The sequence below is a fragment of the Borrelia nietonii YOR genome, assembly GCF_023035795.1.
GTDB classification, from domain to species: domain Bacteria; phylum Spirochaetota; class Spirochaetia; order Borreliales; family Borreliaceae; genus Borrelia; species Borrelia hermsii.
Map to the genome: position 1 here is coordinate 683,444 of NZ_CP073148.1, position 24,149 is coordinate 707,592.

At 29.3% G+C, this 24,149-nt stretch carries 25 protein-coding genes; 13 read left to right on the top strand and 12 right to left on the bottom strand.

What is annotated here, in order from left to right; genetic code table 11:
- Nucleotides 1-16: 16 nt before the first annotated feature.
- The 4 genes from bhYOR_RS03230 to ylqF form a co-directional block, all read right to left on the bottom strand.
- Nucleotides 17-808, bottom strand: coding sequence for an ABC transporter permease (locus tag bhYOR_RS03230; RefSeq protein ID WP_025434106.1), 792 nt, complete (start codon nucleotides 806-808; stop codon nucleotides 17-19).
- Nucleotides 809-818: 10 nt separating this feature from the next.
- Nucleotides 819-1,622, bottom strand: coding sequence for an ABC transporter permease (locus bhYOR_RS03235; RefSeq protein ID WP_025399946.1), 804 nt, complete (start codon nucleotides 1,620-1,622; stop codon nucleotides 819-821).
- A gap of 3 nt (nucleotides 1,623-1,625) precedes the next feature.
- Complete coding sequence (locus bhYOR_RS03240) at nucleotides 1,626-2,672, bottom strand: ABC transporter ATP-binding protein (RefSeq protein ID WP_025399947.1); 1,047 nt, start codon at nucleotides 2,670-2,672, stop codon at nucleotides 1,626-1,628.
- 83 nt (nucleotides 2,673-2,755) lie between these two features.
- Nucleotides 2,756-3,607 carry a ribosome biogenesis GTPase YlqF gene (gene ylqF / locus bhYOR_RS03245; RefSeq protein WP_025399948.1) on the bottom strand — a complete coding sequence of 284 codons (852 nt, stop codon included), beginning with the start codon at nucleotides 3,605-3,607 and terminating at the stop codon, nucleotides 2,756-2,758.
- A gap of 145 nt (nucleotides 3,608-3,752) precedes the next feature.
- On the opposite strand from ylqF, the gene bhYOR_RS03250 reads away from it, so the two are divergent.
- Together bhYOR_RS03250 and bhYOR_RS03255 are read left to right on the top strand one after the other, a co-directional pair.
- Nucleotides 3,753-4,445 (top strand): N-acetylmannosamine-6-phosphate 2-epimerase, encoded by a 693-nt coding sequence (locus bhYOR_RS03250; protein WP_025399949.1) that lies wholly within the window; start codon nucleotides 3,753-3,755, stop codon nucleotides 4,443-4,445.
- Nucleotides 4,446-4,512: 67 nt separating this feature from the next.
- Nucleotides 4,513-6,057 carry a PTS transporter subunit EIIC gene (locus tag bhYOR_RS03255; protein ID WP_025399950.1) on the top strand — a complete coding sequence of 515 codons (1,545 nt, stop codon included), beginning with the start codon at nucleotides 4,513-4,515 and terminating at the stop codon, nucleotides 6,055-6,057.
- Nucleotides 6,058-6,098: 41 nt separating this feature from the next.
- Here the strand turns inward: bhYOR_RS03255 and bhYOR_RS03260 are convergent, their stop codons facing one another.
- From bhYOR_RS03260 to bhYOR_RS03270, 3 genes are all read right to left on the bottom strand, one after another.
- Nucleotides 6,099-7,082, bottom strand: coding sequence for an alpha/beta hydrolase (locus bhYOR_RS03260; RefSeq protein WP_025434107.1), 984 nt, complete (start codon nucleotides 7,080-7,082; stop codon nucleotides 6,099-6,101).
- A 13-nt stretch (nucleotides 7,083-7,095) separates the two neighbouring features.
- Nucleotides 7,096-7,614, bottom strand: coding sequence for a transcriptional repressor (locus bhYOR_RS03265; RefSeq protein ID WP_025399952.1), 519 nt, complete (start codon nucleotides 7,612-7,614; stop codon nucleotides 7,096-7,098).
- Nucleotides 7,615-7,705: 91 nt separating this feature from the next.
- The gene (locus tag bhYOR_RS03270; RefSeq protein WP_247088207.1) at nucleotides 7,706-9,394 is read right to left on the bottom strand and encodes a histidine kinase; all 1,689 of its coding nucleotides are present in this window, start codon (nucleotides 9,392-9,394) and stop codon (nucleotides 7,706-7,708) included.
- A 223-nt stretch (nucleotides 9,395-9,617) separates the two neighbouring features.
- On the opposite strand from bhYOR_RS03270, the gene groL reads away from it, so the two are divergent.
- From groL to bhYOR_RS03300, 6 genes are all read left to right on the top strand, one after another.
- Entirely contained in the window at nucleotides 9,618-11,252 is a 1,635-nt protein-coding gene (gene groL / locus bhYOR_RS03275) for a chaperonin GroEL (RefSeq protein WP_025399954.1), read from the top strand.
- Between the two features lie 60 nt (nucleotides 11,253-11,312).
- The gene (locus bhYOR_RS03280; protein ID WP_025399955.1) at nucleotides 11,313-11,609 is read left to right on the top strand and encodes a hypothetical protein; all 297 of its coding nucleotides are present in this window, start codon (nucleotides 11,313-11,315) and stop codon (nucleotides 11,607-11,609) included.
- Nucleotides 11,610-11,624: 15 nt separating this feature from the next.
- Nucleotides 11,625-11,933 (top strand): preprotein translocase subunit YajC, encoded by a 309-nt coding sequence (gene yajC / locus bhYOR_RS03285; RefSeq protein ID WP_025399956.1) that lies wholly within the window; start codon nucleotides 11,625-11,627, stop codon nucleotides 11,931-11,933.
- A gap of 87 nt (nucleotides 11,934-12,020) precedes the next feature.
- The gene (gene secD / locus bhYOR_RS03290) at nucleotides 12,021-13,784 is read left to right on the top strand and encodes a protein translocase subunit SecD (RefSeq protein ID WP_025399957.1); all 1,764 of its coding nucleotides are present in this window, start codon (nucleotides 12,021-12,023) and stop codon (nucleotides 13,782-13,784) included.
- The gene (gene secF / locus bhYOR_RS03295; RefSeq protein WP_025399958.1) at nucleotides 13,768-14,667 is read left to right on the top strand and encodes a protein translocase subunit SecF; all 900 of its coding nucleotides are present in this window, start codon (nucleotides 13,768-13,770) and stop codon (nucleotides 14,665-14,667) included. Before secD ends, secF begins: the two co-directional genes overlap by 17 nt.
- A 23-nt stretch (nucleotides 14,668-14,690) precedes the next feature.
- Nucleotides 14,691-15,845: a hypothetical protein gene (locus tag bhYOR_RS03300; RefSeq protein ID WP_025399959.1), complete on the top strand. Its 1,155-nt coding sequence runs from the start codon at nucleotides 14,691-14,693 to the stop codon at nucleotides 15,843-15,845.
- A gap of 5 nt (nucleotides 15,846-15,850) precedes the next feature.
- Here bhYOR_RS03300 and bhYOR_RS03305 read toward each other — a convergent pair whose 3' ends face one another.
- Entirely contained in the window at nucleotides 15,851-16,690 is an 840-nt protein-coding gene (locus bhYOR_RS03305; RefSeq protein WP_025434108.1) for a DnaJ C-terminal domain-containing protein, read from the bottom strand.
- A 120-nt stretch (nucleotides 16,691-16,810) separates the two neighbouring features.
- Between bhYOR_RS03305 and psgB the strand changes: the two genes are divergently transcribed.
- Nucleotides 16,811-17,950 (top strand): HemN-related non-iron pseudo-SAM protein PsgB, encoded by a 1,140-nt coding sequence (gene psgB / locus bhYOR_RS03310; RefSeq protein ID WP_051480136.1) that lies wholly within the window; start codon nucleotides 16,811-16,813, stop codon nucleotides 17,948-17,950.
- On the opposite strand, the gene rpiA is transcribed toward psgB, so the two are convergent.
- Nucleotides 17,937-18,623 carry a ribose 5-phosphate isomerase A gene (gene rpiA / locus bhYOR_RS03315; RefSeq protein WP_025399962.1) on the bottom strand — a complete coding sequence of 229 codons (687 nt, stop codon included), beginning with the start codon at nucleotides 18,621-18,623 and terminating at the stop codon, nucleotides 17,937-17,939. The genes psgB and rpiA overlap by 14 nt on opposite strands.
- A gap of 225 nt (nucleotides 18,624-18,848) precedes the next feature.
- On the opposite strand from rpiA, the gene gpmA reads away from it, so the two are divergent.
- Nucleotides 18,849-19,595, top strand: a complete 747-nt coding sequence (gene gpmA / locus bhYOR_RS03320; RefSeq protein ID WP_025399963.1) for a 2,3-diphosphoglycerate-dependent phosphoglycerate mutase — start codon at nucleotides 18,849-18,851, stop codon at nucleotides 19,593-19,595.
- An 82-nt stretch (nucleotides 19,596-19,677) separates the two neighbouring features.
- On the opposite strand, the gene lysS is transcribed toward gpmA, so the two are convergent.
- Together lysS and era are read right to left on the bottom strand one after the other, a co-directional pair.
- Nucleotides 19,678-21,243: a lysine--tRNA ligase gene (lysS, locus tag bhYOR_RS03325; protein WP_025399964.1), complete on the bottom strand. Its 1,566-nt coding sequence runs from the start codon at nucleotides 21,241-21,243 to the stop codon at nucleotides 19,678-19,680.
- A gap of 87 nt (nucleotides 21,244-21,330) precedes the next feature.
- Entirely contained in the window at nucleotides 21,331-22,203 is an 873-nt protein-coding gene (era, locus tag bhYOR_RS03330; RefSeq protein ID WP_247088209.1) for a GTPase Era, read from the bottom strand.
- Between the two features lie 80 nt (nucleotides 22,204-22,283).
- Here era and bhYOR_RS03335 point away from each other — a divergent pair, with 80 nt between their 5' ends.
- From bhYOR_RS03335 to bhYOR_RS03345, 3 genes are read left to right on the top strand one after another with little or no spacing between them, the layout of a single operon-like run.
- On the top strand, nucleotides 22,284-22,640 hold the full coding sequence (locus tag bhYOR_RS03335; protein WP_025399965.1) for a zinc ribbon domain-containing protein: 357 nt from the start codon (nucleotides 22,284-22,286) through the stop codon (nucleotides 22,638-22,640).
- Between the two features lie 12 nt (nucleotides 22,641-22,652).
- Nucleotides 22,653-23,060 carry a hypothetical protein gene (locus bhYOR_RS03340; protein ID WP_025399966.1) on the top strand — a complete coding sequence of 136 codons (408 nt, stop codon included), beginning with the start codon at nucleotides 22,653-22,655 and terminating at the stop codon, nucleotides 23,058-23,060.
- A complete protein-coding gene (locus bhYOR_RS03345; RefSeq protein ID WP_025399967.1) occupies nucleotides 23,057-23,491 on the top strand; it encodes a DUF192 domain-containing protein in 435 nt (144 codons plus the stop codon). Before bhYOR_RS03340 ends, bhYOR_RS03345 begins: the two co-directional genes overlap by 4 nt.
- On the opposite strand, the gene bhYOR_RS03350 is transcribed toward bhYOR_RS03345, so the two are convergent.
- Nucleotides 23,492-24,124: a hypothetical protein gene (locus bhYOR_RS03350; protein WP_025399968.1), complete on the bottom strand. Its 633-nt coding sequence runs from the start codon at nucleotides 24,122-24,124 to the stop codon at nucleotides 23,492-23,494.
- Between the last annotated feature and the right edge of the window lie 25 nt (nucleotides 24,125-24,149).

Here is a 24,149-nt window from a genome sequence, read left to right on the forward strand (position 1 = left end):
AAAAAACCCCTTATTATTAAATTTCTGTATCTACTGTTAGTTTTTTGATCCCTACACATTTATTAATAATAAATAATAGGCTAAGTATTACAAAGAATAATATGGAAGAAATGGCATTAATTATGGGTTTTATGCCTTTTTTAGTTAAAGAATTTATTAGTATTGATAAGTTATTAAACCCTTGACCTGTTGTGAAAAATGATATTAAAAAGTCATCAACCGATAATGTAAATGCGATAAGGCCTCCTGTTGCCACGCTTCCAATTATTTCTGGGTATATTATGTTTTTAAAAATTTGACTCTCTGATGCACCAAGGTCACGAGCTGCATCAATAATATTTTCTGGAAGAGAATATAGTTTAGGCAGAATTATTATTATTATGTAAGGCGTTGAGAAGATTATGTGTGACATTAGCATTGTAGAGAAACCTAGCTGTATTTTTATTAAAGAATAAAATGTCATTAAACTAATTCCTGTTACAATATCAGGATTAATTATTGGTATTTTATTTATTGATAAGAGAATAGTTTTTATTTTCTTATTTTTTGTTTTGTAAATACTGTAAGCTCCCAGGATACCAATTGCAATGGAAATTAAGGATGATAGTATTGCTACTAGTAAAGTATTATATATGACCGTTTTTATTTGATGTGATACAAAGACTTCTTTGTACCATTTTAGGCTAAATCCCTGGTAAAAAAATCCATTGTCCCCTGCATTAAAAGAATAAATTACTAAAATTAATATGGGCGCATAAACAAATCCAAATGTCAAAAGTAAAAAAGTATTTTTTAGTATTTTAAGCATATTAATATCCTTATTCTATGTTGTTTTTGTGCATTAACTTAAGTATTGTTAAATTAAATATTAATATTACTATCATGACAATAAATGAAATAGCAGCTCCAGTATGCCAATCTTCTACGAATAAAAATTGTTTTTCAATTAAATTGCCGATTAAAATTTGTTTAGCGCCACCTAGTAAATCTGAGATAATAAACACTGTGATTGAAGGAATGAATACCATGATTATTCCTGTTGCAAGATATGATAATGTTAATGGCAGCTTTATGTATAATAATATTTGCCACATTCTTGCACCAAGGTCTCTTGCAGCTTCAATATATTCATATTTTATTTTCAAGAGTCCTATATATATTGGTAAGACCATAAATGGTAAGAAATTATATATCATACCAATTATTACAGCTTTTTCATTATAGATCAATTCTATGGATTTAAATCCCATTGCTTCAAGCAAATTATTAATAATCCCATTTTTTCCTAATATTCTGATCCAAGCATAAGTTCTAAGCAAGGTGTTGATCCACATAGGAAGTATTATCATTATTATGAGCATGTTCTGAACGTTTTTTTTTGACATGGATATAAACCATGCTGTAGGATATCCAATTAGTATACAAAAAATGGTTGTAATTAAGGCAAAATTTATGCTCCTTGAAAAAATTTTTAAGTAGCTTGGTTCTAGTAATCTTATAAAATTTGCAAATGTAAACTCATTTTGTTCATTAAAAAATCCTAAAGTTATTATTATGATTAGAGGAAAGATGATGAATATTGATAAGAATAGAGTATATAGTATTAGAATTATTCTATTCATAATTTATTGTTCCTTGCACATTACGTGAATGTCATCAGGGCCTAATGAAATATCAACTTCTTCTCCAACATTTGTTAGTTTTGTGCTTTGAACTAACCAATTGGATTTTTGTATCTCTAGTGTCATTTCGTAGTGTACGCCTTGGAATATTGCTGAAGTAATTATTCCACTTAAATGCCCTTGACCTTTTGGCAGTATTTTCACATCTTCTGGTCTTATTACAAGATCAACAGATTCTTTATTTTTAAATCCCTTGTCAAGACATTTGAAATCTTTACCAAACATATTAACAACGAATTCTTTTTCATAAGTTCCTTCAAAAATATTGCTCTCTCCAATAAAGCTAGCTACAAATTTTGTTTTGGGTTCATTGTAAATTTCCTCAGGTGTTCCAATTTGAAGAATTACCCCCTCATTCATTATTACTATTCTATCGCTCATTGTTAATGCTTCTTCTTGATCATGTGTGACATAGATAAATGTTATTCCAAGCTTTCTTTGTATTTTTTTTAGCTCTCTTTGCATTTCTTGTCTCATCTTTAAATCAAGAGCTGAGAGTGGTTCGTCTAAGAGTAACAGTTTAGGTTCCATAATTATAGCTCTTGCGATTGCAACTCTTTGTTTTTGCCCACCCGATAGTTCATTAATATTTCTGTAGGCGTATTTTTGCATGTCAATTAGGGAAAGTACGGCTTTTACTTTTTCTTTTATTAAATTGTTGTTTATCTTTTTCATCCTAAGTCCGAATGAAATATTGTCAAAAACATTCATGTGTGGGAAGAGTGCATAGTTTTGAAATACAGTATTAATTTCCCTTTTGTTAGGCGTAATTTTTGAAATCTCTTTTGATAGGAAATGAATTTCTCCTTCAGTTTGATTTAAAAAGCCCCCTATAATTTTTATTAGGGTTGTTTTGCCGCATCCTGATGGACCAAGTAAAGTAATGAACTCATTTTTTTTAATTTTTAAATTAATTGTATCTAGAACTTTATTACTATTATCAGTATAGTAATGACTTAAGTCTTTAATCTCTAGGATATGATTATACAACTAATGGGACCCTCCTTTTTCATGTGGCGATCGGATCACATGAGACTAGATTATACTTTATATTAATGCTTATGTAAATGACTTTATTTATTGTTATGATGGCATTTTACGTCAAGTATAATTTTCCCAAATTTACCTTCTCTGTATTCTTTTATTAGTATTTTTGATGCCCGTTCGATGTCTATTGCATGTTTTTTATTTATAAATCTTCTTGTTTTTGCAAATTCTTCTAGAATTTTAAGTGAATCTGTTGATTTGATATTATATTTATCTAGTAATTTGTTTTTGTTATTTATATGCATTTCTTTAAGTAGGTATAGTGCAAGTTCTGTATTGTCTATTATTTCATTTTTTATCATATCTAGTATTGCAAGTTTTTTTGCAATTTCTTGGTCTTCTAAATTGTGCCATAAGATTCCTGGCATATCGAAGATATTAATCTCTTCGTTTACTTTTAATATTTGTATATTTCTTGTGTGTCCTGGTTTGTTTGCAACACTTGTGCTTTTTTTCCCTACAAGTAGGTTAATTATGGATGATTTTCCAACATTTGGCACCCCAATTACTAAGACTTTGATTTTTTCTGTGTAAGTTTTAATTTTTTTTACATTAGCTATTTTTTTTATGTTGTCGATAATTTGTCTTTTCATTCCTTTTTTATATATATTTGTGATTAGTACATTATTTCCAAGTGTTTCAAAATATTCTTTCCATTTCAAAATTTCTCTTGTCTTTACAAGATCTGATTTGTTTAAAAGTATTATTTTGTCCTTATTTGAGTTTTTAATTATTTTTTCAGTTAGTGGATTTTTGCTACTAATTGGAGCTCTAGCGTCAAGTATTTCTAATACAATATTTGTTCTCTTAAGATTTGCCTGGATTAAGTCCAAGGCTCTTTTCATATGACCAGGGAACCAGTTGATTTTACTTGACATTGTTAAATTATAGCTTAATTTAAGCAGATATAAAATCTGTATTTTACATCTGCTTAAATTAACGGTGAATTGCATCTTTTTCAAAAATGATATAGTTTGTAAACTTAGGATTTTTGTGAACAATTAAGTTATAGGAGGGTTTGATATTATTGGAAAAATTAAAAGAGGTCTAATTGTTTCTTGCCAAGCTCTTGAAGGCGAACCTTTGCATAGTAGTTTTATTATGTCTAAAATGGCCTTAGCAGCAAAGATGGGCGGAGCGGTTGGAATTAGAGCCAATAGTGTTCTAGATATTCGTCAAATAAAATCAGAAGTTGATTTACCCATAATAGGTATTATTAAGAGAGTTTATAACAATTTCCCTGTTTTTATTACACCTACTATTAAAGAAGTCGATGAACTTTGTAGTGAAGGGGTTGATGTCATTGCTCTGGATGCTACTCTTAGAGAGCGTCCCGATGGTCTTTTGCTATCTGAGTTTTTTAATAAGATTAAGAAGAAATATCCCAATCAGCTATTTATGGCAGATATTGCTTCTTTAGAAGAGGCTATTAATGCGGATAAGCTTGGATTTGATTTTATTGGTACGACTTTACATGGATATACAAAGGATACTGAAGGGTGTAATATTGTAGATGATGATTTTGCCTTTTTAAAAAGTTTACTTAAGTGTAATTTCAAATCAAAATTAATAGTTGAGGGGAAAATTGATACTCCTCTTAAGGCTAAGAGAAGTTTTGAACTTGGAATTTCTTTGGTTGTTGTCGGTGGGGCTATTACACGACCTATGGAAATTACAAAAAGTTTTGTTGATAAAATAAATGAGGTTAAAGAATGAGGTTAAATAAATTTGAGGGTTTTTATGATGTCTGATGAGTTTTTTTGCAGACATATAGGAGGGTTTTATGGGGAAATTTTTTGAGAATGCTCAAAAATTTGGGCGTTCTTTTATGTTGCCTATTGCTATTCTTCCTGCAGCAGGATTATTTTTAGGTGTTGGGGGTGCTTTTTCTAATCCGGGAACTATCAATGCATATTCTTTTTTGGATGTGTTTGCCATTCAGTCAGTGTTTAATGTAATGCGTGCCGCAGGTGCTATTATTTTTGTTAATTTGCCCCCGATATTTGCAATTGGAGTTGCTGTTGGACTTGCAAAAGCAGACAAAGGAACAGCGGGACTTTCTGCCTTTATTGGGTATCTTGTTTTAAATTCTACTATTGGCATTTTAGTTGATATGTTTGGAAAAGCTGAAGATTTCTCAAGTGGAGCTGTTGGGATGATACTTGGGATTAAAACTTTAGAGACAGGTGTTTTTGGTGGGATTATTGTTGGTATTTTGACTTATTATCTTCACAATAAGTTTAATAAAATTGAATTTCCAAGAGTTCTTGGATTTTTTTCAGGGTCTAGATTTATACCAATAGTAGTTTCTTTTTCAAATATTTTTCTTGCTGTATGTATGTTTATATTTTGGCCCTTCATGCAGTCTGGAATTAGCAGAGTGGGTGTATTAGTAGATGCGACAGGATATGTTGGTACCCTTATTTACGGCATTTTTTTACGAATACTTGGTCCTTTTGGACTGCATCATATATTTTATTTGCCTTTCTGGACAACTGGTCTTGGTGGTTCTGAAATTATTAATGGTAAGTTAGTTGAAGGAACCCAGAACATTTTTTTTGCTGAACTTGCATCTCAGAGTACTGATAAATTTTTTATTGGAACTAGTCGTTTTATGAGTGGAAGATTTATTACTATGATGTTTGGCTTGCCAGGTGCTGCTCTTGCACTTTATCGCCTTGCAAAGCCTAGTCAAAAGTCAAAAGTTTTTGGACTTTTGTTTTCATCAGCTTTAACTTCCTTTTTAACGGGAATTACAGAACCCCTTGAGTTTTCTTTTCTTTTTGTAGCACCAGTTCTTTATGTGATTCATGCGGTGTTTGATGGTTTTGCATTTATGTTTGCTCATATTCTAGAAATTACAATAGGACAGACTTTCTCTGGAGGATTTATTGATTTTATTCTTTTTGGGATTTTGCAGGGAAATGCAAGAACAAATTGGATTTTAGTTCCAATGGTAGGTATTTTCTGGTTTTTCCTATATTACTTTAGTTTTACTTTTTTAATATCTAAATTTGACTATAAGACCCCCGGGAGGGAAGATAGTATAAATGCTGATGATGCATTTCTTGCTGTTGCAAATGGGAAGAAAGATAATGTTGCGTCTCAAGTAATTATGGGTCTTGGGGGGTCTGATAATATTATTGAGCTTGATTGTTGTGCCACAAGGCTTAGAGTTACTGTAAAAGATTCTCTTAAAGTTTTAAAAAATACTCTGGAGAATACTGGAGCAAAGGGAATTATTGTCAAAAGTAGTGGAGTGCAGGTGGTTTATGGCCCTGGTGTTAGTGTGCTTAAAAATGAAATTGAAGAAATTCTTGGCAATTAATACTGAATTGAATTCTTTAAGAAGTGATATGCAAAAGCATATCACTTGCTTTTTATGTTTTTAATAAAATCAACTGCGTACTTTGTTAAATAAGATGTATTTTGAGCACTTCTATAGCTATGATTTCCGACAGAAACATGAGAGTGAAGGCCTTCAATAAGCATCATTGGTATTGTTTTTTTATGTCCCCCATATTCACTTATGAATTTATTTATTTCATTAGAGTCTACTGTAGGGTCGTTTGGAGAGTAAGCTATTGTTAGTGGAGTTTTGATCTTATCAAAACCATTAGCATTAATTAATTTAACAAGACCCATCATTGAAATGATTGAATCGATTTGTTGTATTGGTGAATAGAATGTTGTGACTTCTTTGTATTCTGTTCTTTTATTTTGTCTTATTTCAGGTTTATTATATCCGCCTGTCATCAAGTAAGCAATTTGACGTCCCCAAGGGTAGTAAATTAAGCTTGTCCTTTTATCTTGAGGATAGATATTAGGTGATATTAAAATGGCAGAGTATATTTTGTCTGGGTAGTTTTTTAATGCCCAGATAGTGCAAGCCCCACCATTTGAGGTCCCAATGACTATTAATTTTTCTCCTATTGATTGCCCAATTTGAATGGCTTCATCAATATCTCTTAACCAGTCTTGAGTGTTGACACCTTTAAATGCGTCTTTGTTGTTAATTCCGTGTCCTTTAAGTCTTGTAAAGAAGATATTTGCGTTTAATGCTTTGGCTATATTGTTTGGTATGGGATAAACTTCGTTTTTAGATGCTCCAAAGCCATGAATATATATTACTGCGTATTCTGTTCTTTTTTGAGCTTCGTTCCATATGATTTCTTTTTTTGTATTTTCCTCTAGATTAAACTTGGATTCCTCAATTAGTAAATATTGATCAATCTCTTCAAGTTTATTGGGAATTTTGATCTTGGCAAATTCATTTCTAACTTTCATTTTTGGACCTACTACTATTAAAAGAAGTAAGAATATAAAGATAAAAATAGAGTTTTTTATGTGCATATATTTTTTTCCTTTAATTATTTTCATCATCAATATTAGATTTGTCATCTTTAGATTGTTGATAACAATTGTTACATGAGCCTGAATAAATAATTTCTATAGATTTGGTTTTCCATTCTTCTCCAAGTTTGTCTTTCAGAATATCTTTAATGTCATCAAGTTGGATGGGATAAACTTGATTGCATTTGTTGCATTTAAAGTGAGCTATTGTAGAAGTCAAACTTAGATAAAATCTTGTTTCTTTTTGATCGGTTGTTTTTATATCTTTAAGAATATTACGTTCTTTCAAGATGTTTAATGTGTTATACACTGTTGCTTTTGATAAGCTTGGTATTTCTTTTATTAATTTGTTGTAAATCTCTTTTGCTGTAAAATATTCTTTTGGATTTGAAGCAATGTGTAAAATTATTCTATTTCTTGAATGCGAGGCTTTCATGCCCAACTCTGTTGTTAATGATTTTAGCAAGATAGGGTCATTAGTAATTCCGACTTTTTCTAAAGTGGAATGTACCTCTATTGTATTGTTGTTCATATATCATACCCTTTATTATTTAAGATTAAGTACTTTAATGTCCTTATAGAAATAATTTTATAACGGTTTATTAATATTTTGCTACTGATAGCTATTTATTTTCATTTTTTTTTATATTTGGGTAAAAAAGTAAGGTTTTTATTTTTGAGTTTATCTTGATTTTATTATCGAAATTATTATTAATTGGGATTAATATCAAGTTTAAACTCAAAGAATAATTTTGCAAATCTTCAACTTTTACTGTATTATAAGAGCCTCCTATATTTAAGATAAACCATCTCTTAAAGCCTCTTTTTGCGATTTTATAATTGATTGTGTATATAATATATTTTTCGATATTTAAGAAACCGAGGAAGAAATTACTGTTTTGATCGTTTCCTTTAGATATTAAAAATTCTGTGCCATTAATGTATCCTTTTGTATCTTTTTTTGTTTCAATAATTTTTTCATAAGTATCAGAATCATTGTATCTTGCAGTAATTTTTAAGTTTGTTCCTCTCTCAACTTCGAAAATGGGTATTTCTAGACTTGAATATTCAAGTAAATAATTTGTATTATTTATCTTTACGCTTTTATTATTGCAAGTTATGTCAGAAGGCCATGCTATTTTAATCGATATAAAAAAACCTGCAAGGCTTTCGTCTAGAAAGAAATCAATTATGGATTTTTCTTTTTCATTGAAATTTAAGTATTGTCTAATTCCTACAGTTTTTTCATTTGAGAATGAAAATGAACTTTCAATGGTTGGTTCTATAACTATATTTTTTTTTGATAAGATTTTAATGTAGGTTCTGCAAGAATCTAAAAATTCAATTTTTCTTTCTTTATATTTGATTTTATTTAGTTTTCCTTCTTTAAACTTTACATGATATTTTTCATGAGATAGCGTAAAATTGCCCTCCATGTTGTATTCAAGATTTCTACTTGTAATAGATTCTAGATTGGTTAAGTGATATTCAAAATTTTTATTAATTAAAAATTCTTTTAAAGAAGTTTCATTTATTTGATATTCTTTTAGTCTTTTGTTTTGAAATTGTAGCATTAATGTCTGTTCTTTTAATGAGTTAAACTCTGGGATTTCTAAGAGCTCTGTGGTTATTTTTTTGCCTTCTAGATTTTGTATCTTAATACTGTAAAAGTTTGCATCTAGTTCTTTTAAAGACAGTAAAAAGTTCTTTAATTCTTGATTATTGTAAATGTCTTTAATTTCATGAAAGTAAATAAGCGTATCTACATTTTGTTTTTTTATTTCAGGTTCTTGGATTTCTGAGAGTAATTGACAGTTATTTTTATAGAAAACTAAATATTTTTTATTATTTTTTGCAATTCTTATTCCTTCTATGTAGTTAAAATTAAGGTTTCTATATAGTTCAAGCACTCTCTTTCTTGATTTTTCCATATTGTATACGTAAAATGTATGTGGATTATCTTTAAATAAATCTTTATATCCACTTTTAAATGGGTTCTTTAAAGCCCAGTATAGATCTACATGTATTTCATCATGTAACATATACTCATGAGGACTGCCGCTGTACGTGCTTGGAATGTAAATATCTTCATTATTTTTAAGTCTTTTAAGAAACCATTCATTTAATTCTGAATTTAATTTTAAAATTTCAAAAAAATATGTTGGAAATGTCCAATGTATCTTATAACTTAAATTTTTGTTTTCAATTAAATATTTGGTATTTGATAAAATGGAATATAATTTACTCTCAGCAAATGCAGTTATTGAAATGATAACAATATAAGTTCTTGGGTTTCTAAATTTTCTAAACATCATAAGAGATCTTTACATAAGTATATATTAGATTAGTATAAATGGTATTGATTTTACAGTAAATTGCTGCAAAGAGGTTTCTTGATTTTTATGTTATTTTGGCTTGATTAATGAATGAAAAAAAATTATATTTTTATAGTGATATGTATGAAGTTCATGCTAACTTTATAATGTGCTATTTTAATTTAACTTTAAATTGTTATACTTAAAAGGAGTAAAATTTATGGCTAAGGACATATATTTTAATGAAGATGCGAGAAAGAGCCTGCTCAGCGGCATTGAAAAATTATCAAATGCTGTAAAGGTGACTCTTGGTCCTAAGGGGAGAAATGTTTTAATTGATAAAAAATTTGGTTCTCCTACTGTTACAAAAGATGGAGTGAGTGTTGCTCGTGAAATTGAGCTTGAGAATGCGTTTGAAAATATGGGAGCACAACTTTTAAAAGAAGTTGCAATTAAGACAAATGATTTAGCTGGGGATGGAACTACTACAGCTACTGTACTTGCTTATGCAATTGCAAGAGAGGGGCTTAAAAATGTTTCTTCTGGGATTAATCCAATTGGAATAAAAAAAGGGATAGATCGTGCGGTGGCTTTGGCTGCTGATAAGATTCGTAAATCCGCTAAGAAAATTACTACTAAGGAAGAAATTGCACAGGTAGCATCTATTTCTGCTAACAATGATACTTCGATAGGTGAGAAAATTGCTGAAGCAATGGACAGAGTTGGAAAAGATGGGGTTATTACTGTTGAAGAGTCAAAGACTTTTGATACTACAATCTCTTATGTTGAGGGAATGCAATTCGATAGAGGATATTTGTCCCCTTATTTTTCTACAAATAAAGAAAATATGAGTGTAAGCTTTGATGATGCTTATATTTTAATATGTGAGAAAAAAATTAGCACAATTAAAGAACTCTTACCAGTGCTTGAAAAGGTTTTAAACACAAATAAGCCTTTGTTAATTATTGCTGAGGATATTGAAGGAGAAGCTCTTGCTGCACTTGTTCTAAATAGTGTTCGTGGGGCTTTGAAGGTTTGTGCAATTAAAGCGCCTGGATTTGGTGACAGACGCAAGGCAATGCTTGAAGACATTGCGATACTTACTGGAGGAGTGCTTGTTAGTGAGGAATTGGGACTTACTCTTGAGAATGTTGAGCTTGAGCAACTTGGCCAGGCTAAATCAATAAGAGTTGATAAAGATAATACTACAATTATTAATACTGGAAATAAAGAGCCAATAAAAGAGCGTGCGGAGCTTATTAAAAAACAAATTGAAGAGACAAGTTCTGAGTATGATAGAGAAAAACTTCAAGAGCGTCTTGCAAAACTTGTTGGTGGAGTTGCTGTTATTAATGTTGGTGCTGTTACTGAAGTGGAGCTTAAAGAGAAAAAACATAGGGTTGAGGATGCTTTATCTGCAACTCGTGCTGCTGTTGAGGAAGGTGTTGTTCCTGGTGGTGGATCAACTCTTATTGAAGTTGCTCTGTATCTTGATACAGTTGATACAAGTAATCTTAGCTATGAGGAAAAGCAAGGTTTTGAAATTGTGAAGAGAAGTCTTGAAGAACCAATGAGACAAATAATTTCTAATGCTGGATTTGAGAGTTCTATTTATATTCATCAGATTAAAACTGACAAGAAAGGACTCGGTTTTGATGCAGCAAGTTTTAAATGGGTAAATATGATTGAGAGTGGTATAATTGACCCTGCCAAGGTTACAAGAAGTGCTCTTCAGAATGCAGCTTCAATTGTAGGATTGCTCTTGACAACAGAGTGTGCTATTACTGAAGTTAAGGAAGAGAAGAGTAGTGCTGGTGGTGGTTACCCTATGGATCCTGGAATGGGAATGATGTAAGTTAGTCTTACTTACAAATTTTTCATTTATAGGGATTTATATTATGCTAAGGAGCTAGATTTGAGTGAAAATGAGTTTGTCTTTTGTGTAGGTTATGATGGTTCTAAGGCAATAATAGATAAAGAGCTTTTAAGCCAGCATAAAGGTAAGAGCGCAGAAGAACTTTTTAATCTTGGATTTTATAGAAGTGCTTTTAGTAAGGCTCTTTATAGGAAAGATAATACTCTTATTGAGTATTTAATTGATAAGTATAATAGAATTAGCAATTCTAGTTATAGTAAAAAAGAGGAGCTTGAGCTCCTCTTTGGGGTAGTTTATCCTGATAATATTGCTAGTATAAAAGTGACTTATGTTTAAAAGTTAGGAAATTTTATGTTTTTATTGCAAGATTTTAGCCATAGCAGTAGTTTTTTTAGGAGTTTATTGGTTTTTATTCCCGTAATTGCTATATTTTGGTTTTTAGTAATATCGCCTCAGCGTAAAGAAGAGAAGAGAAGAAAGGATATGATCAAAAACCTTAAAAAGGGTGATAAGGTCTTAACTATAGGTGGGATTTTTGGAGTTATTAAGAAGGTTAGTGATTCAGAAGTTGTGCTTGAGATTAGTCCAACTTCTGAGGCAAAATTTATAAAAAGTTCAGTTGAAAAGGTTATTTTTGACGAAATTAAAGACGAAAATTAAGGTATTAGAAGCAAAAATACATGACTATTAATTAAATATTAATTTAGCGTAATATTTAATTTAGATTAACGTAATAAGGTGCTATTTATGAATAAAGTCTCTAAATTTATATTAATACTATTTGTGACATCATTTGCTTATCTTTTAATATTTCCTACTCTAAAGTGGTATTTTTTTACTAATGATGAGGATAAGAAAATTAGTTCGTATTCAAAAGAGGCTTTAAGGGATTATTCTAAAAATAAGGCTTTGAGTTCTCTTGTTAAACTTAAGGAATTGTATCAAAAAGATCCTGATGCTCAGATTCCAGATGATTTGAAATATTTAATTCCAGTAGCTAAAAATAATTATAGGATTTATGGAAAAGAGTTTCCCAAATATTTTAGTAATGTCAAAGTTTTAAGAGATGGGTTTTTAACAGATACTGATATTGAAGAGCTTAGTCTTGAAATTTATAGGTATTATGAAGATATAAAGAGGAATAAGAGCAAAATAATACAACTTGGACTTGATTTGTCTGGAGGAATGAGTGTTACTATTTCTCTTGATTATTCAGAGCTTGAGCAGAAATTAGGAAGAACTTTGAGTGCTCTAGAAAGGGAAGAAGCTCTTGGGCGTACAATGCAGATACTTAAAGATAGGGTAGATACCTTTGGACTTACAGAGCCTAAGATTACAAGAGAAGCAGGTGGGAATAAGATTTTCTTAGATGTTCCTGGAGAAAAAGATGAGAAGCGAGTTGATTCTCTTTTAAGTGGTAGAGGCAATTTAACCTTTTATGTAGTTGATAATGAGGCTACCTCTGTGCTTAATGCTAAAATACTAGAAGCTGGACCTCTTTATTCTATTTCTGATATTAAGAATAGCATGGGACTTGGAGATAATAAGAAAATTTTTCCATGGTATGTTAAGGATTCTTATGGTATTGATGATGAATCTAGTGTTCATTATTATGTTGTTGATTCTAGTGTTGAGAGCTCTTTTGATGGTTCCCATATTAAGGATGCTGGGGTTTTAAATGATAACAAAACAGGTAAGGATATAGTTACATTTAATCTAGATAATGAGGGAAGTGAAAAATTTTTTGTCTTTACTCAAAAGAATATTGGCAAGGCTTTAGCTGTGGTTATGGAGGGGAAAATTAAATCAGTGGCTAATATTAGTCATGCTATTGCTGGAGGAAATGTTTCAATTCAGGGAGATTCTTTTGATAAAAGGGAAGCTAATGAGCTTGCACTTGTGTTTAAAACAGCAGCTTTCCCAGTTGAAATAAAGATAGATGACCTAAGAGTTATTGGACCTACTATGGGAGAGAAAACAATTGAACTTGGAATAAAAGCATCTCTTCTTGCACTTGTTTTAGTTTTTTTATTTATGTTGGCATATTACAAGATGAGTGGTTTTGTAGCAGGATTTTCATTGGTTATTTATAATCTATTTTTAATATTGGCAATTCTCTCAGCATTTAACTTTACTTTGACTCTTACAAGTATTGCAGGTCTTGTATTAACTATGGGTATGGCTGTTGATATTAATATAGTTATTTATGAGCGAATTAAGGAAGAGATTAGAAATGGACGAAAATTTGGAAGAGCATTTGAGGATGGATTTAAAAAAGCTTTTTGGGCAATAATGGATTCAAATGTTACAACATTTATTGCTGTGCTTTTTTTAACTCTTCTTGGAACTGGGACTATTCAAGGTTTTGCTTGGTCTTTGTCTATAGGGATTGTGGCATCACTTTTTAGTAGTTTAATCTTTTCAAGGTTTATTTTAGAAGTTATTATATCTTTAAGTAAAAGCAAATGTGTAAGTATCTCTTGGAGTTCAAATTATGCAAAAAGTGTTTAATTTTTTAAAATATGGAAATAAAGCTATAATAGTTAGTATTTGTGTGATTTTCTCAGGTTTTATTTATACTTTTATGTATCATGATGGTTATAATTGGGGAATAGACTTTTCTTCAGGAGTTAATATTAATTTTGTACTAGATAAAGCAGGTATTAGAGATTATGATATGCAAAAGGTACTCTCTCCAGTTTATAAAACATTTGATGTTAATGAAATTATTTCAAGTGATGCTTCTAAGAGCTATTTTTCTATTATAGTGAAGTCAGACATTACTGATTATGCTTTAAAAAAAGAAATTCACAGTACATTAATCAATAAGTTGAGAACTGAATTTGATGCTAATGTTGAAATTCTTGATTCTTATTTTATTGATTCAAATTTTTCATCTATTTTAAGGACAAAATCAATGTTATTGGTTTGTTTAACATTTGCACTGATTTTAGTTTATGTGGCATTGAGATTTAGGTTAAGTTATGCTGTTGCATCAATATTTGCAACGATTCATGATATACTTTTTGTGGTTGTTTTTTTAGGGGTACTTAGAATAGAGATAAATAGTTCAATAATTGTTTCTATATTGACAATTATTGGGTATTCTTTAAATGACACGATAATTATTTTTGATAGGATTAGAGAAAATTCTAGGAATATGACAGATACTTCATTTTTAAATGTTTTAAATTTAAGCATTAGGCAAACTTTATCAAGAACCATTTTAACATCTATTACGACATTTGTTGCTGTGCTTTCTATTTATGTGTTTACTGATGGTGCTATTAAGGATTTTTCTTTAATATTTATGGTAGGTGTTGTTGTTGGCACTTATTCTTCAATTTTTATAGCTTCTCCTATTCTTTTAAGTTGTTATAAAAAAATTAAATAGATGTTTTGTTATAATATTATGATATGAAGTTTTTTGATTTTGGTTCATTAGGATTTTATAGGTTTTTTGATTTTCAAAAACATCTAAATTTTAGTATTTTTAGGTATAGTTTAATAAATTACTATTCTTATAAAGAGCAGTCAAATCTTATTAATGATGCCAATTTGCTTAAATGTAAGATTGTCTTTTTAGATAAGACTCATAAGGATATTGCTAAGATTGCTAGTGCTTCTTCTTCAAAGTTAAATGATAATTTAAATATTAATAAAAAGGTGTTTTGTGATGTTTTAAGCACTATCAAAAATTTGATAAAAAAGTATCATCCAGAATCAGAATTTCTAGACTTAAAATGCGATGTACTTTTAAATAATGAGGATATTTTTAATAGATTTTTAGATAAACTTAAATATTTGAATTTTAGAGTGGATCTTAAAAAAAAGATTGAAGAATTTGACAGTAAAAATAAGACCCCATACTCTTGTATAAAAATTGCCACTTTTTTTATTAAAGAAGAGTTTTTAGGAAGACTGGCAAACTCAATTGATTTCTTTTCCAATGAAGCTAATAATAATAGCCTGGATTTAATCAATAAAGAAATTGATGAGTATTGTGGAAAAGTGGAACAGGTAAAAGTAAGTGAGTATATTAAAGATACACATAAAAAATTTGTTATGGAATATGCCAAAGAAAGAATATCAAAAATTATGAAAGAGCATAGTCTTGATATATCTAAGTTGCTTATTAAAATTTCTCTTCTAGATATTACTATTCAGTGTTTTGAGAGTTATTATTTGAATTTATTAGAGACTCTCAATATCCTTTTGTCAATAAGTAATATTATTGAGATTGGCTTAGATGAATTACCTGATGCTATTTTTAATGAGTGGAATGAATTTATTTATTTGCGTAGGAAAGAGTTTCAAAAACTTGTTTTAATATCAGATTATGTTTTTCAAAAAAGGATAATATCTACTATAAATTCTGGGGGTTGGAAATTTACTTTCTTTAGTCTTTCGCCCCGTCAAGGTGATATTATTCAATTTGCAGTAGACATTAATAAAAATTTTAATAATATCGAGGATGGAATTAAGGAATATGAACTTAAAATGAGTAGGCTTAATGAGCTCAAGCTTGATTGGGAGAAGAGCTTAAAAAATTTCGAACATTTATTTGTTTAAAATTTCTAATTATATATTTCTTTTAGTCTTTCATATATTTTTTTTACTTCATCATTAATGATTTTGGGTACATCTACTATTAGCGTGACTTTAAGATCTCCTTTAATGGTATTTCCAAGTGCGGGCATTCCAAGACCTTTTAACTTAAGTATTTCTCCATTTTTTGTATCTTTTGGAATTTTTATCTTTATTTTTTTGCCTTCAATTGTTTCAAAGATTTTTTCACCACCTAAAGCTATTTCCCATGGATATACAGCAATTTTTGTTTCTAGATTTCGTTCCTTTAAATTAAAATTTTTATAACTTGATATTTCAAATTTGATAATTAAATTACTTCTTTTCCCAGAAATTGGATGTATGTTTCCCTTTCCATTGAACTTTAATTTAGTAGTTTCAATTGTGCCCTTTGGAATATTAATGTCAATTTGTTCATTGTTTATTAATATAGATTTCCTTCCCCCCATATAAGCGTCGTATAACGAAATTTTAATAGTTATTTCTTTGTCTTTAAGTATTTCCCTTGTAGATTCTCCAAAGATGTCAGAGAATAAATCGAAGTTTTCAAAATGATGAAATCCAGTATTTTTAAATCCTTTACTAAATGACTCTGTGTTGAAATTATTATTAAAATCTGCACTTCCAAAATTGTCATAATTGGTTTTTTTCTGAGGAGATGAGAGAATTTCATAAGCTTCATTTATTTCTTTAAATTTTTCTTCAGCAAATTTATTTCCTTTGTTTTTGTCAGGGTGGTATTTTATGGCTAATTTTTTATAGGCTTTTTTGATTTCTTCTATTGTAGCATTTTTGTGTATTCCAAGTATGTTGTAATAATCTTTAGACATTCAAACCTCTTGTTTTTATTTCCCATTTTATATCGAATCTGTTTAAATTCATTATAATTGATGCTACCATTATATATATTATAATTAAACTTAAATTTTTTAAAGGCCGTTTATATAGTAGTGAATTTTTTGCGTTTAACGGATTTAAGTATTTATATTGATCTTACCAGATGTTTTAGTTATGTTTTTTTTGATAAAATATTGTATGAGTTGTCTTGTTGCTTAGAGATTTTGGGTTTTCCAAAAATTAAGACCCTTTATATTAAATACGAAACTTTGGGATTTGGTAATGATTCTAATTTAGAATCATTTTTAACTTTTCTTTCTAGAAATTTTGATTTTGTTACATTAGATGAATTTACCTTTGAATTGCATCCCGGAGAGATTACACCTTCGCTTTTAACAATTTTAAATGATTTTTATGTTAGTAGAATTAGTATTGATGTAAAGAGTTTTTCTTCAAAATTTTTAAGCATTTTGGGTGCTTCTTGGATATCTGTGGGTAGAGTAAATGATGCAATTGATAATATTCATAAGTTTGACTTTGATTTGAATATTGATTTAAGTATTAATATTCCTTATCAAGAAAAAATGCATCTTAAGAGTGATTTAGTAAAGGTAATTGCATGTGCTCCTGAACATATTTGTCTTTCAGAAGTTTTAATTGATGAAGAAAATTGTGAGATTGAGCTTTTTAAAGGGGTTTCTTGTAATTATGATGAGGCTAAGGCTGAATATTTTTGGTTTTATGCTCTTGATTTTTTGGAATCTAATGGTTATATAAATTATGAGATTTCAAATTTTGCCTTAAAGGGGCATGAGAGTAAACATAATGCAAGGTATTGGGCTCTTAAACCATATTTGGGTGTTGGAATAAATTCTGTTAGTTTGCTTGTTGCGCATAAAGGTGATGGTCTTGAGGCTGTAATTAGGAAGGATGATAATTTTTTAGGGAGTCCCAGAGCTTCGGCAACTTTTGAGAGTTTAAGTGATTTAGATTTTTTTATTTGTCATTTTATTACAAATCTTGGAACTAAGAATGGTCTTGATGTCTCTGTTTTAAAGCGTAGGTTTATATATAATCAGGAAGATTTCTATAAGTTTATTGATTATCTTTTGAGTTTAAGTAAATCAGTTGTTTTTAGCAATGATATTCTTTATTTAGATGGACATGAAAGGTTTAAAGTGGATTTTTATCTTCGGTTGATTAGAGAATATTTCATTAATACTTCTTTTAAAGTGAATTTTAAGTTTCTTTAATCTGTCCATTTTGATAGTATATAATTTTGGTATTTTGATGGTTGAAAATACCAATCTCAAGTATTCCTGGAAGTAATTTGAAGTATTTTTCAGTCTCTTTAGGATTTTCAATATTCATTTTTACATCTAAGATGTAGTTATTATTATCAGTTATTATTGGGCCTGCTTTAAATTTACAAGTTCTTAAAACAGGGTTAAAGTTCATTTTTTCTAGGTTAGCTGTAATAAATGAAAGAGCATCTGGGACAATTTCGATTGGTACAGATGTCCCTTTTCCTAAAGTTTGTACAATTTTTGTTTCATCTGCAATAATCAATAATTGATGAGAATTGTATGCTACTATTTTTTCCATTAAATGAGCTGCTCCACCACCCTTTATTAGGGCTTTTTTTTCTAATAAAATTTCGTCGGCTCCATCAATTGTGATGTCTATATTTTTGATCAATTTTGTGAATTTGGATTCATATGTAATATTTTCTTTTGCAAGTAAATATTTTGTATCACTACTTGTTGGATAAAGTTTCAAATTTTTTAATTCTCCAGATTTTATTTTTTTGCTTAAATATTTAATTGCATAAAAAACGGTTGTTCCTGTTCCAATTCCAAGATGCATGTTGCTTTTTACATAATGATCAATTGCGTATTGTGAGACTAACTTTTTTTGTTCTTCCATTATGAATCATCCTTAAATATAGATTTATCTATAGGGCTTTAAAATAAATTATACCATTAAAGTGAGATAGGCAATAGTATTAGTTTTTTAGTAAAATGTCTAATAATTATATTGTATTTATGATTACTTGGGGGAATTCTTGAGTATTAACATTAATTAGATTTTGTGTTAATTTAATTGATAAAATGTTATTGAAGTAATAAAAAACATTTCTTAGGAGATTTTATGTATAAATTAGTTTTAGTTAGGCATGGTGAGAGTGAATGGAATAGAGAAAATCTTTTTACAGGCTGGACTGATGTTAAGCTTTCTGAAAAGGGTATTTCTGAAGCTTTAGAGGGTGGTAGAGTTCTTAAACAAAATGGATATTCTTTTGATATTGCTTTTAGTTCAATGTTAGTCAGAGCTAATGATACTTTAAATATTATTTTGCGTGAATTGGGTCAATCTTATATTGATGTAGAGAAATCTTGGCGACTCAATGAGAGGCATTATGGGGCTTTGCAAGGGTTAAATAAGGCTGAGACGGCTGAGAAGTATGGAGAAGATCAGGTTTTAATGTGGAGACGTAGTTATGATATTCCTCCTATGCCTTTAGAAGAGTCTGATAAGCGTCATCCAATTCATGATTTAAGATATAAAGGAATCCCTAAAAGTGAGCTTCCCTCAACAGAATGTTTAAAGGATACTGTTGCAAGAGTTATACCGTATTGGACAGATAAAATTGCTAAAGCTATTATTGAAGGAAAAAGAGTTATTATTGCTGCTCATGGTAATTCCTTAAGAGCTCTTGTTAAATATCTTGATAATATGAGTGATGATGATATTTTAAAGCTCAATATTCCGACTGGTATTCCTTTAGTTTATGAGCTTGATCAAGATCTAAGACCTATTAAACATTATTACTTAGGTGATGCGGATAAGATTAAGGCGGCTATGGAATCTGTTGCTAATCAAGGAAAGAAAAAATAAAGAGGTCATTAAGACTATTAGGAAGAGAGCATTTAAGTTAATGCTCTCTTCTTGTTGTATGTTAAATAGTTTAATATTAGAGCTAAATATAGTGTTTAACAATTTCTTCAAATTTTTTAATTCCAATTATTTTAATAAATCCTGCTAATTTTGGTCCCTTGTCTTTATTAATTAGTATATTGTAAAGTTGTTTAAAGAATAATGGTGGTTCAATGTTATTATTTCTTGAAATATTATAAATTTCATCTTGAATTTCTTTTTCAGTGATATTATTGAAATCTTTTTTTAAGAAATCTAGTAATTGTGTTACTCCTTGTTTGTTGTTATCCTTTAAGGGTTCGATGTTATCGAATGTATGCCTTAGTGAAAATTTAAAGTCCTCAGGTGCAAATTTTTTGATCCAGTTAATGGCACATTCAATTTTGTTTATAAGTTTTGCTTTTTGGTTTTCTTTGACGTCATTTAAAAGTTTAAAAATTTTGTCTTTATCGCCTTCAAAAATTTGACAAATCATGCTTAAATGTCTAAAACCAATTTGATAAGGAATTTCTTTGTCTGGTGATTTTGGTTGAGAGAGTTCATAAATTCTTTTAAAAGCTTCTTTTTTATTTTCTTTAATGTCATCAATTCCATAATATACTCTTTCAAATTTATCATAATCTTCATAGATTTTTATTACATCAAGGTCGAATGATATTGCAAACTCCGTGTTGGGTTTTGTTGATGCAAATAAAAATCTTGTAACTTCGGGGGTGTATATTTCAAGTACATCTTTTAGCGATACTACATCCCCAGATGATGAGGATATTTTTCCACCACGTCCCTTGATTGATATGAAATCATATTGAAATGTTATGGGAGGAGTTCCTCCAAAAATTTTTACGATCTCTATCGAGGTGTCAAAGCTTCCTCCACTACTGTGATGATCTTTTCCTGCAGGCTCAAAGTCAACGTTTTCGTATTTCCATCGCATTGGCCAATCAATTCTCCATAGAAGTTTTACAGCCCATGTTTTTCTTAAATCGAGTGATTCTTTGTTACCGCATTCGCAACAGTATTCAATAGAATAGCAATGATTATAATTTTTGATTGTTGTAGTATCTCTGTTGCATTTGGTGCAAAAAATGCTAATAGGGTACCAGTTGTCTGCAAGTTTTGTTGTTCTGTATTTGTTAAGCACTTTTGCTATTTCATCTTTATGATCTAGTGCAAATTTAATTTGACTTGAATAATCACTTGACATGTATTTTAGACTTTGATCTATAAATTCCGGCTTGATACCTACAATAGGTAAATATTTTTCGAATTCCACTTCGTTTGCTCTTGCATAGCTTGACTGATTAGTTTGAGTGTCAGGAACTCTTGTGATTGCTTGTCTTAAATGGGTTGTCAGTAATTCTTGATCAGGCATGTTCTTAGGTACTTTTCTAAATACGTCATAGTTATCCCATGAGTAGATAAATCTTACATTTTGACCTGTATCTTTTAATGCTCTTGCTACAAGGTCAACGGAAATTACTTCCCTAAAGTTTCCAATATGTACAGTTCCTGATGGAGTGATGCCTGATGCAACTGTATATTGTTCCTTTTTTCCCTTTTCTTTTATGATTTTTTTTGCGTAATAATCTGCCCAGTGAGCTGTTTTCATAATATTACCCCTGTTTAAAGCTTGATTTTATCATTCTATGTTTTTTGTTTCAAGATTTTAAAAGAGATGTTTTATGATATTATTGTGCTAATTGATTAAATTTTTAATTAGTTTAGGATTTTTATTCCAATTTTTTTTTAATTTTACTTGTAAGAATAAATCACATTTTTTTTCAAATATTTTTGATATTATTTTTCTTGCTTCTTCTCCAATTGTTTTTATTCCTTGCCCCCCCTTGCCGACTATTATTCCCTTTTGACTCTCTCCAGCTACAATAATATTTGCTTTAATAAAAAGTTTATTTTTTCTATCTTCTAAGATTTCGATCTGTGTGTATAAAGAATATGGTAGTTCTTCTTTGAGCTTTTTAATAGCTACGCCTCTAATTATTTCACTAGTTCTTAAGTTCATTTCTTGATCTGTATAATATTCTTTTGGGTAATAAAGAGGACCTTCTTGGAGATTCGCATAAATCTTATCTTTAATGTCTTCAATATTGATTTTTTGCTCAGCAGAGATTTTTATAATACTATCTTTTTTTATTCCTTTTTTTTCTAAAAATAGCATTATTTCTTTTTCTTTTGTTTTTTGAATGTCAATTTTATTGATGACTACTAGGAAATTAATTTTGGATTTACTGATAATTGTTAATATTTCATTTTCTTCAATACCAGGTTCATCTTGAATGTCAATTACGTAAAGAATTAATTCTGTTTCTGTAATTGCAGAATATACGTTATTCATCAATGCTATATTGAATTTCTTTTTACTTAGATGGAATCCCGGCGTATCTATGAAAATAATTTGACCCCTTTTATCTGTAAATATTCCTTTTATTTTGTTTCTAGTTGTTTGTGGTGTAGATGAAATAATTGATATTTGTTGTCCACATATTGAATTTAAAATTGTAGATTTTCCCGTTGAAGGTCTACCTATTATTGATACAAATCCTGATTTCATTTTAGTTTTCCTATATTAATATATTTTATATGATAATTAATGTATACTATTTTTAAATATTATATTTAAAGGATTATACTTTGAAAAAAGTCAAATTTGAGGTTTTTTGTGAACAATGTGGGGGAAAGGTTGGACTTGATAAATCTGTGTGTTCAAATTGTCACGCTAAACTAGGTGATCTTGAGTGTCCAAATTGTGGGTATGTGGGTATTGTTTCTGCATTTGAAAATGGTTGTCCAAAGTGTAGTTATAGTCCTTTTGAAGAAAAATCAAAACGTCCTTTTAGAAGAAGGCAGAGAGGAGAATTTAAGGGTTCCTGGAATAATAGTAGTTTTTTAAGGTCAAGATTTTATTTTGGATTTAATATTAATGTCATGCTTTATTTATTTGCAAGTTTTTTAATGGTTTTGCTTTTTGTTTACATTCTTTTTTTCTAAGGATGAATTCATATGGTAATTACGGTTTTTTATTTGTTATCTGTTTTCTTATCTTTTAAGATGGGAGATAATGTTAAATCTGTTGAGGATAATGTTAGTCAAAATTCTATTTTTTATTATGATCTTGAAGAAGTTGAATTTTCTTATGCTAAAACACAAACTTTAAGATTTGAAGGTAAGTCTCCTCTAAGATATGCTTATTTTAATTTTGATAAAGATAAGCTTTATTCGTATACTTTTGTTTTTGATAGGAAGTTGATTTCTCAATATTCTATTGTTCTTGGTGTCAAGGAAAAATTTGGTGATGCTACTGTTGTAACTCCTTTTGATTATATTTGGGATGTTGGTGATTCTATTGTTGTTTTAAGTAGCAATATTTTAAGAATGACATTAAAGTCTTATGTTAATAAGGAGAGTTGAGTCTGCGGTCTCTTTTTGCATTAATTTTTTATGTGTCTTGTACCAGTCATGTATATGATAGAGAAATTATTATCAATGATACTAAATTTTTTGTTAAGCTTGCATTTGATGAACTTACTAGAGCTAAAGGGTATATGGGAACTAAGAACATAAATGAAAATAATGGCATGCTTTTTATTTTTAAGAAAGAGGAAAATTTATCTTTTTGGATGAAAAATACTTCTGTGCCACTTGAGATTGCTTATATTAATTCTGCAGGTGTTATTAAGGAAATTTACAGTTTGATTCCTTTTTCAAAAAGAATTGTAAATTCTAGGTATAAGGTTAAGTATGCTCTTGAGGTTCCAGAGGGTTCTTTTTCTAAATTTAAAATCAAGGTAGGTGACAAGGTAAATTTTAATTTTGATGTTAATTCTTTGAATATAGAATAGTTACTCGGCTTTTATTTTTTGAAGCTCCTCTTCTGCATGGTCTTTTATTTTGTCTTCATTTTGTAAGGTATCATTATTAATTTCATTAGGTGTATTGTTAATTTTGATTTCTGTATTGTTATCCGTTATTACCTTTTTAAAGATAGATATTGTCGCTGCAACTTCCTCAAGAGCATCAAGTAAAAAGGTTTCTTTTGCATTTTCTTCAGCTTTGACAATATATACTAAAGAATTATTGCCCCTTTCAGGATCATGAATGATTTCCCATGAGCCTAAAACTCGGTTATTGTAGCTGTCACTCATTAGAGATTCTGATATTTCTTGGATTTTGTCCGAATTGACATCGAATATCTCGACAATTCCAAATATTTCTCTTATTTTTGAATTTTTATATGAATTTAGTTTTGATCTGACTATTATTTCTATTTTTATCTCATTGATGGTTTTTGATACAATAAAATCATTTTCTTTGTCTATTCTATATTCAATTTTATTATTATCAAGTATTTTTTTTATTCTCTTGTCGTAGGTTATATTTTTATCTTTGCAACTTATAAATGTTGTAAGTATTAAAACGGCAATAACTATGCTATATTTTAATTGATCGATGTTTAAAATACTTATTTTTAACATTTTAGTGCTTACCATGTAATTATTA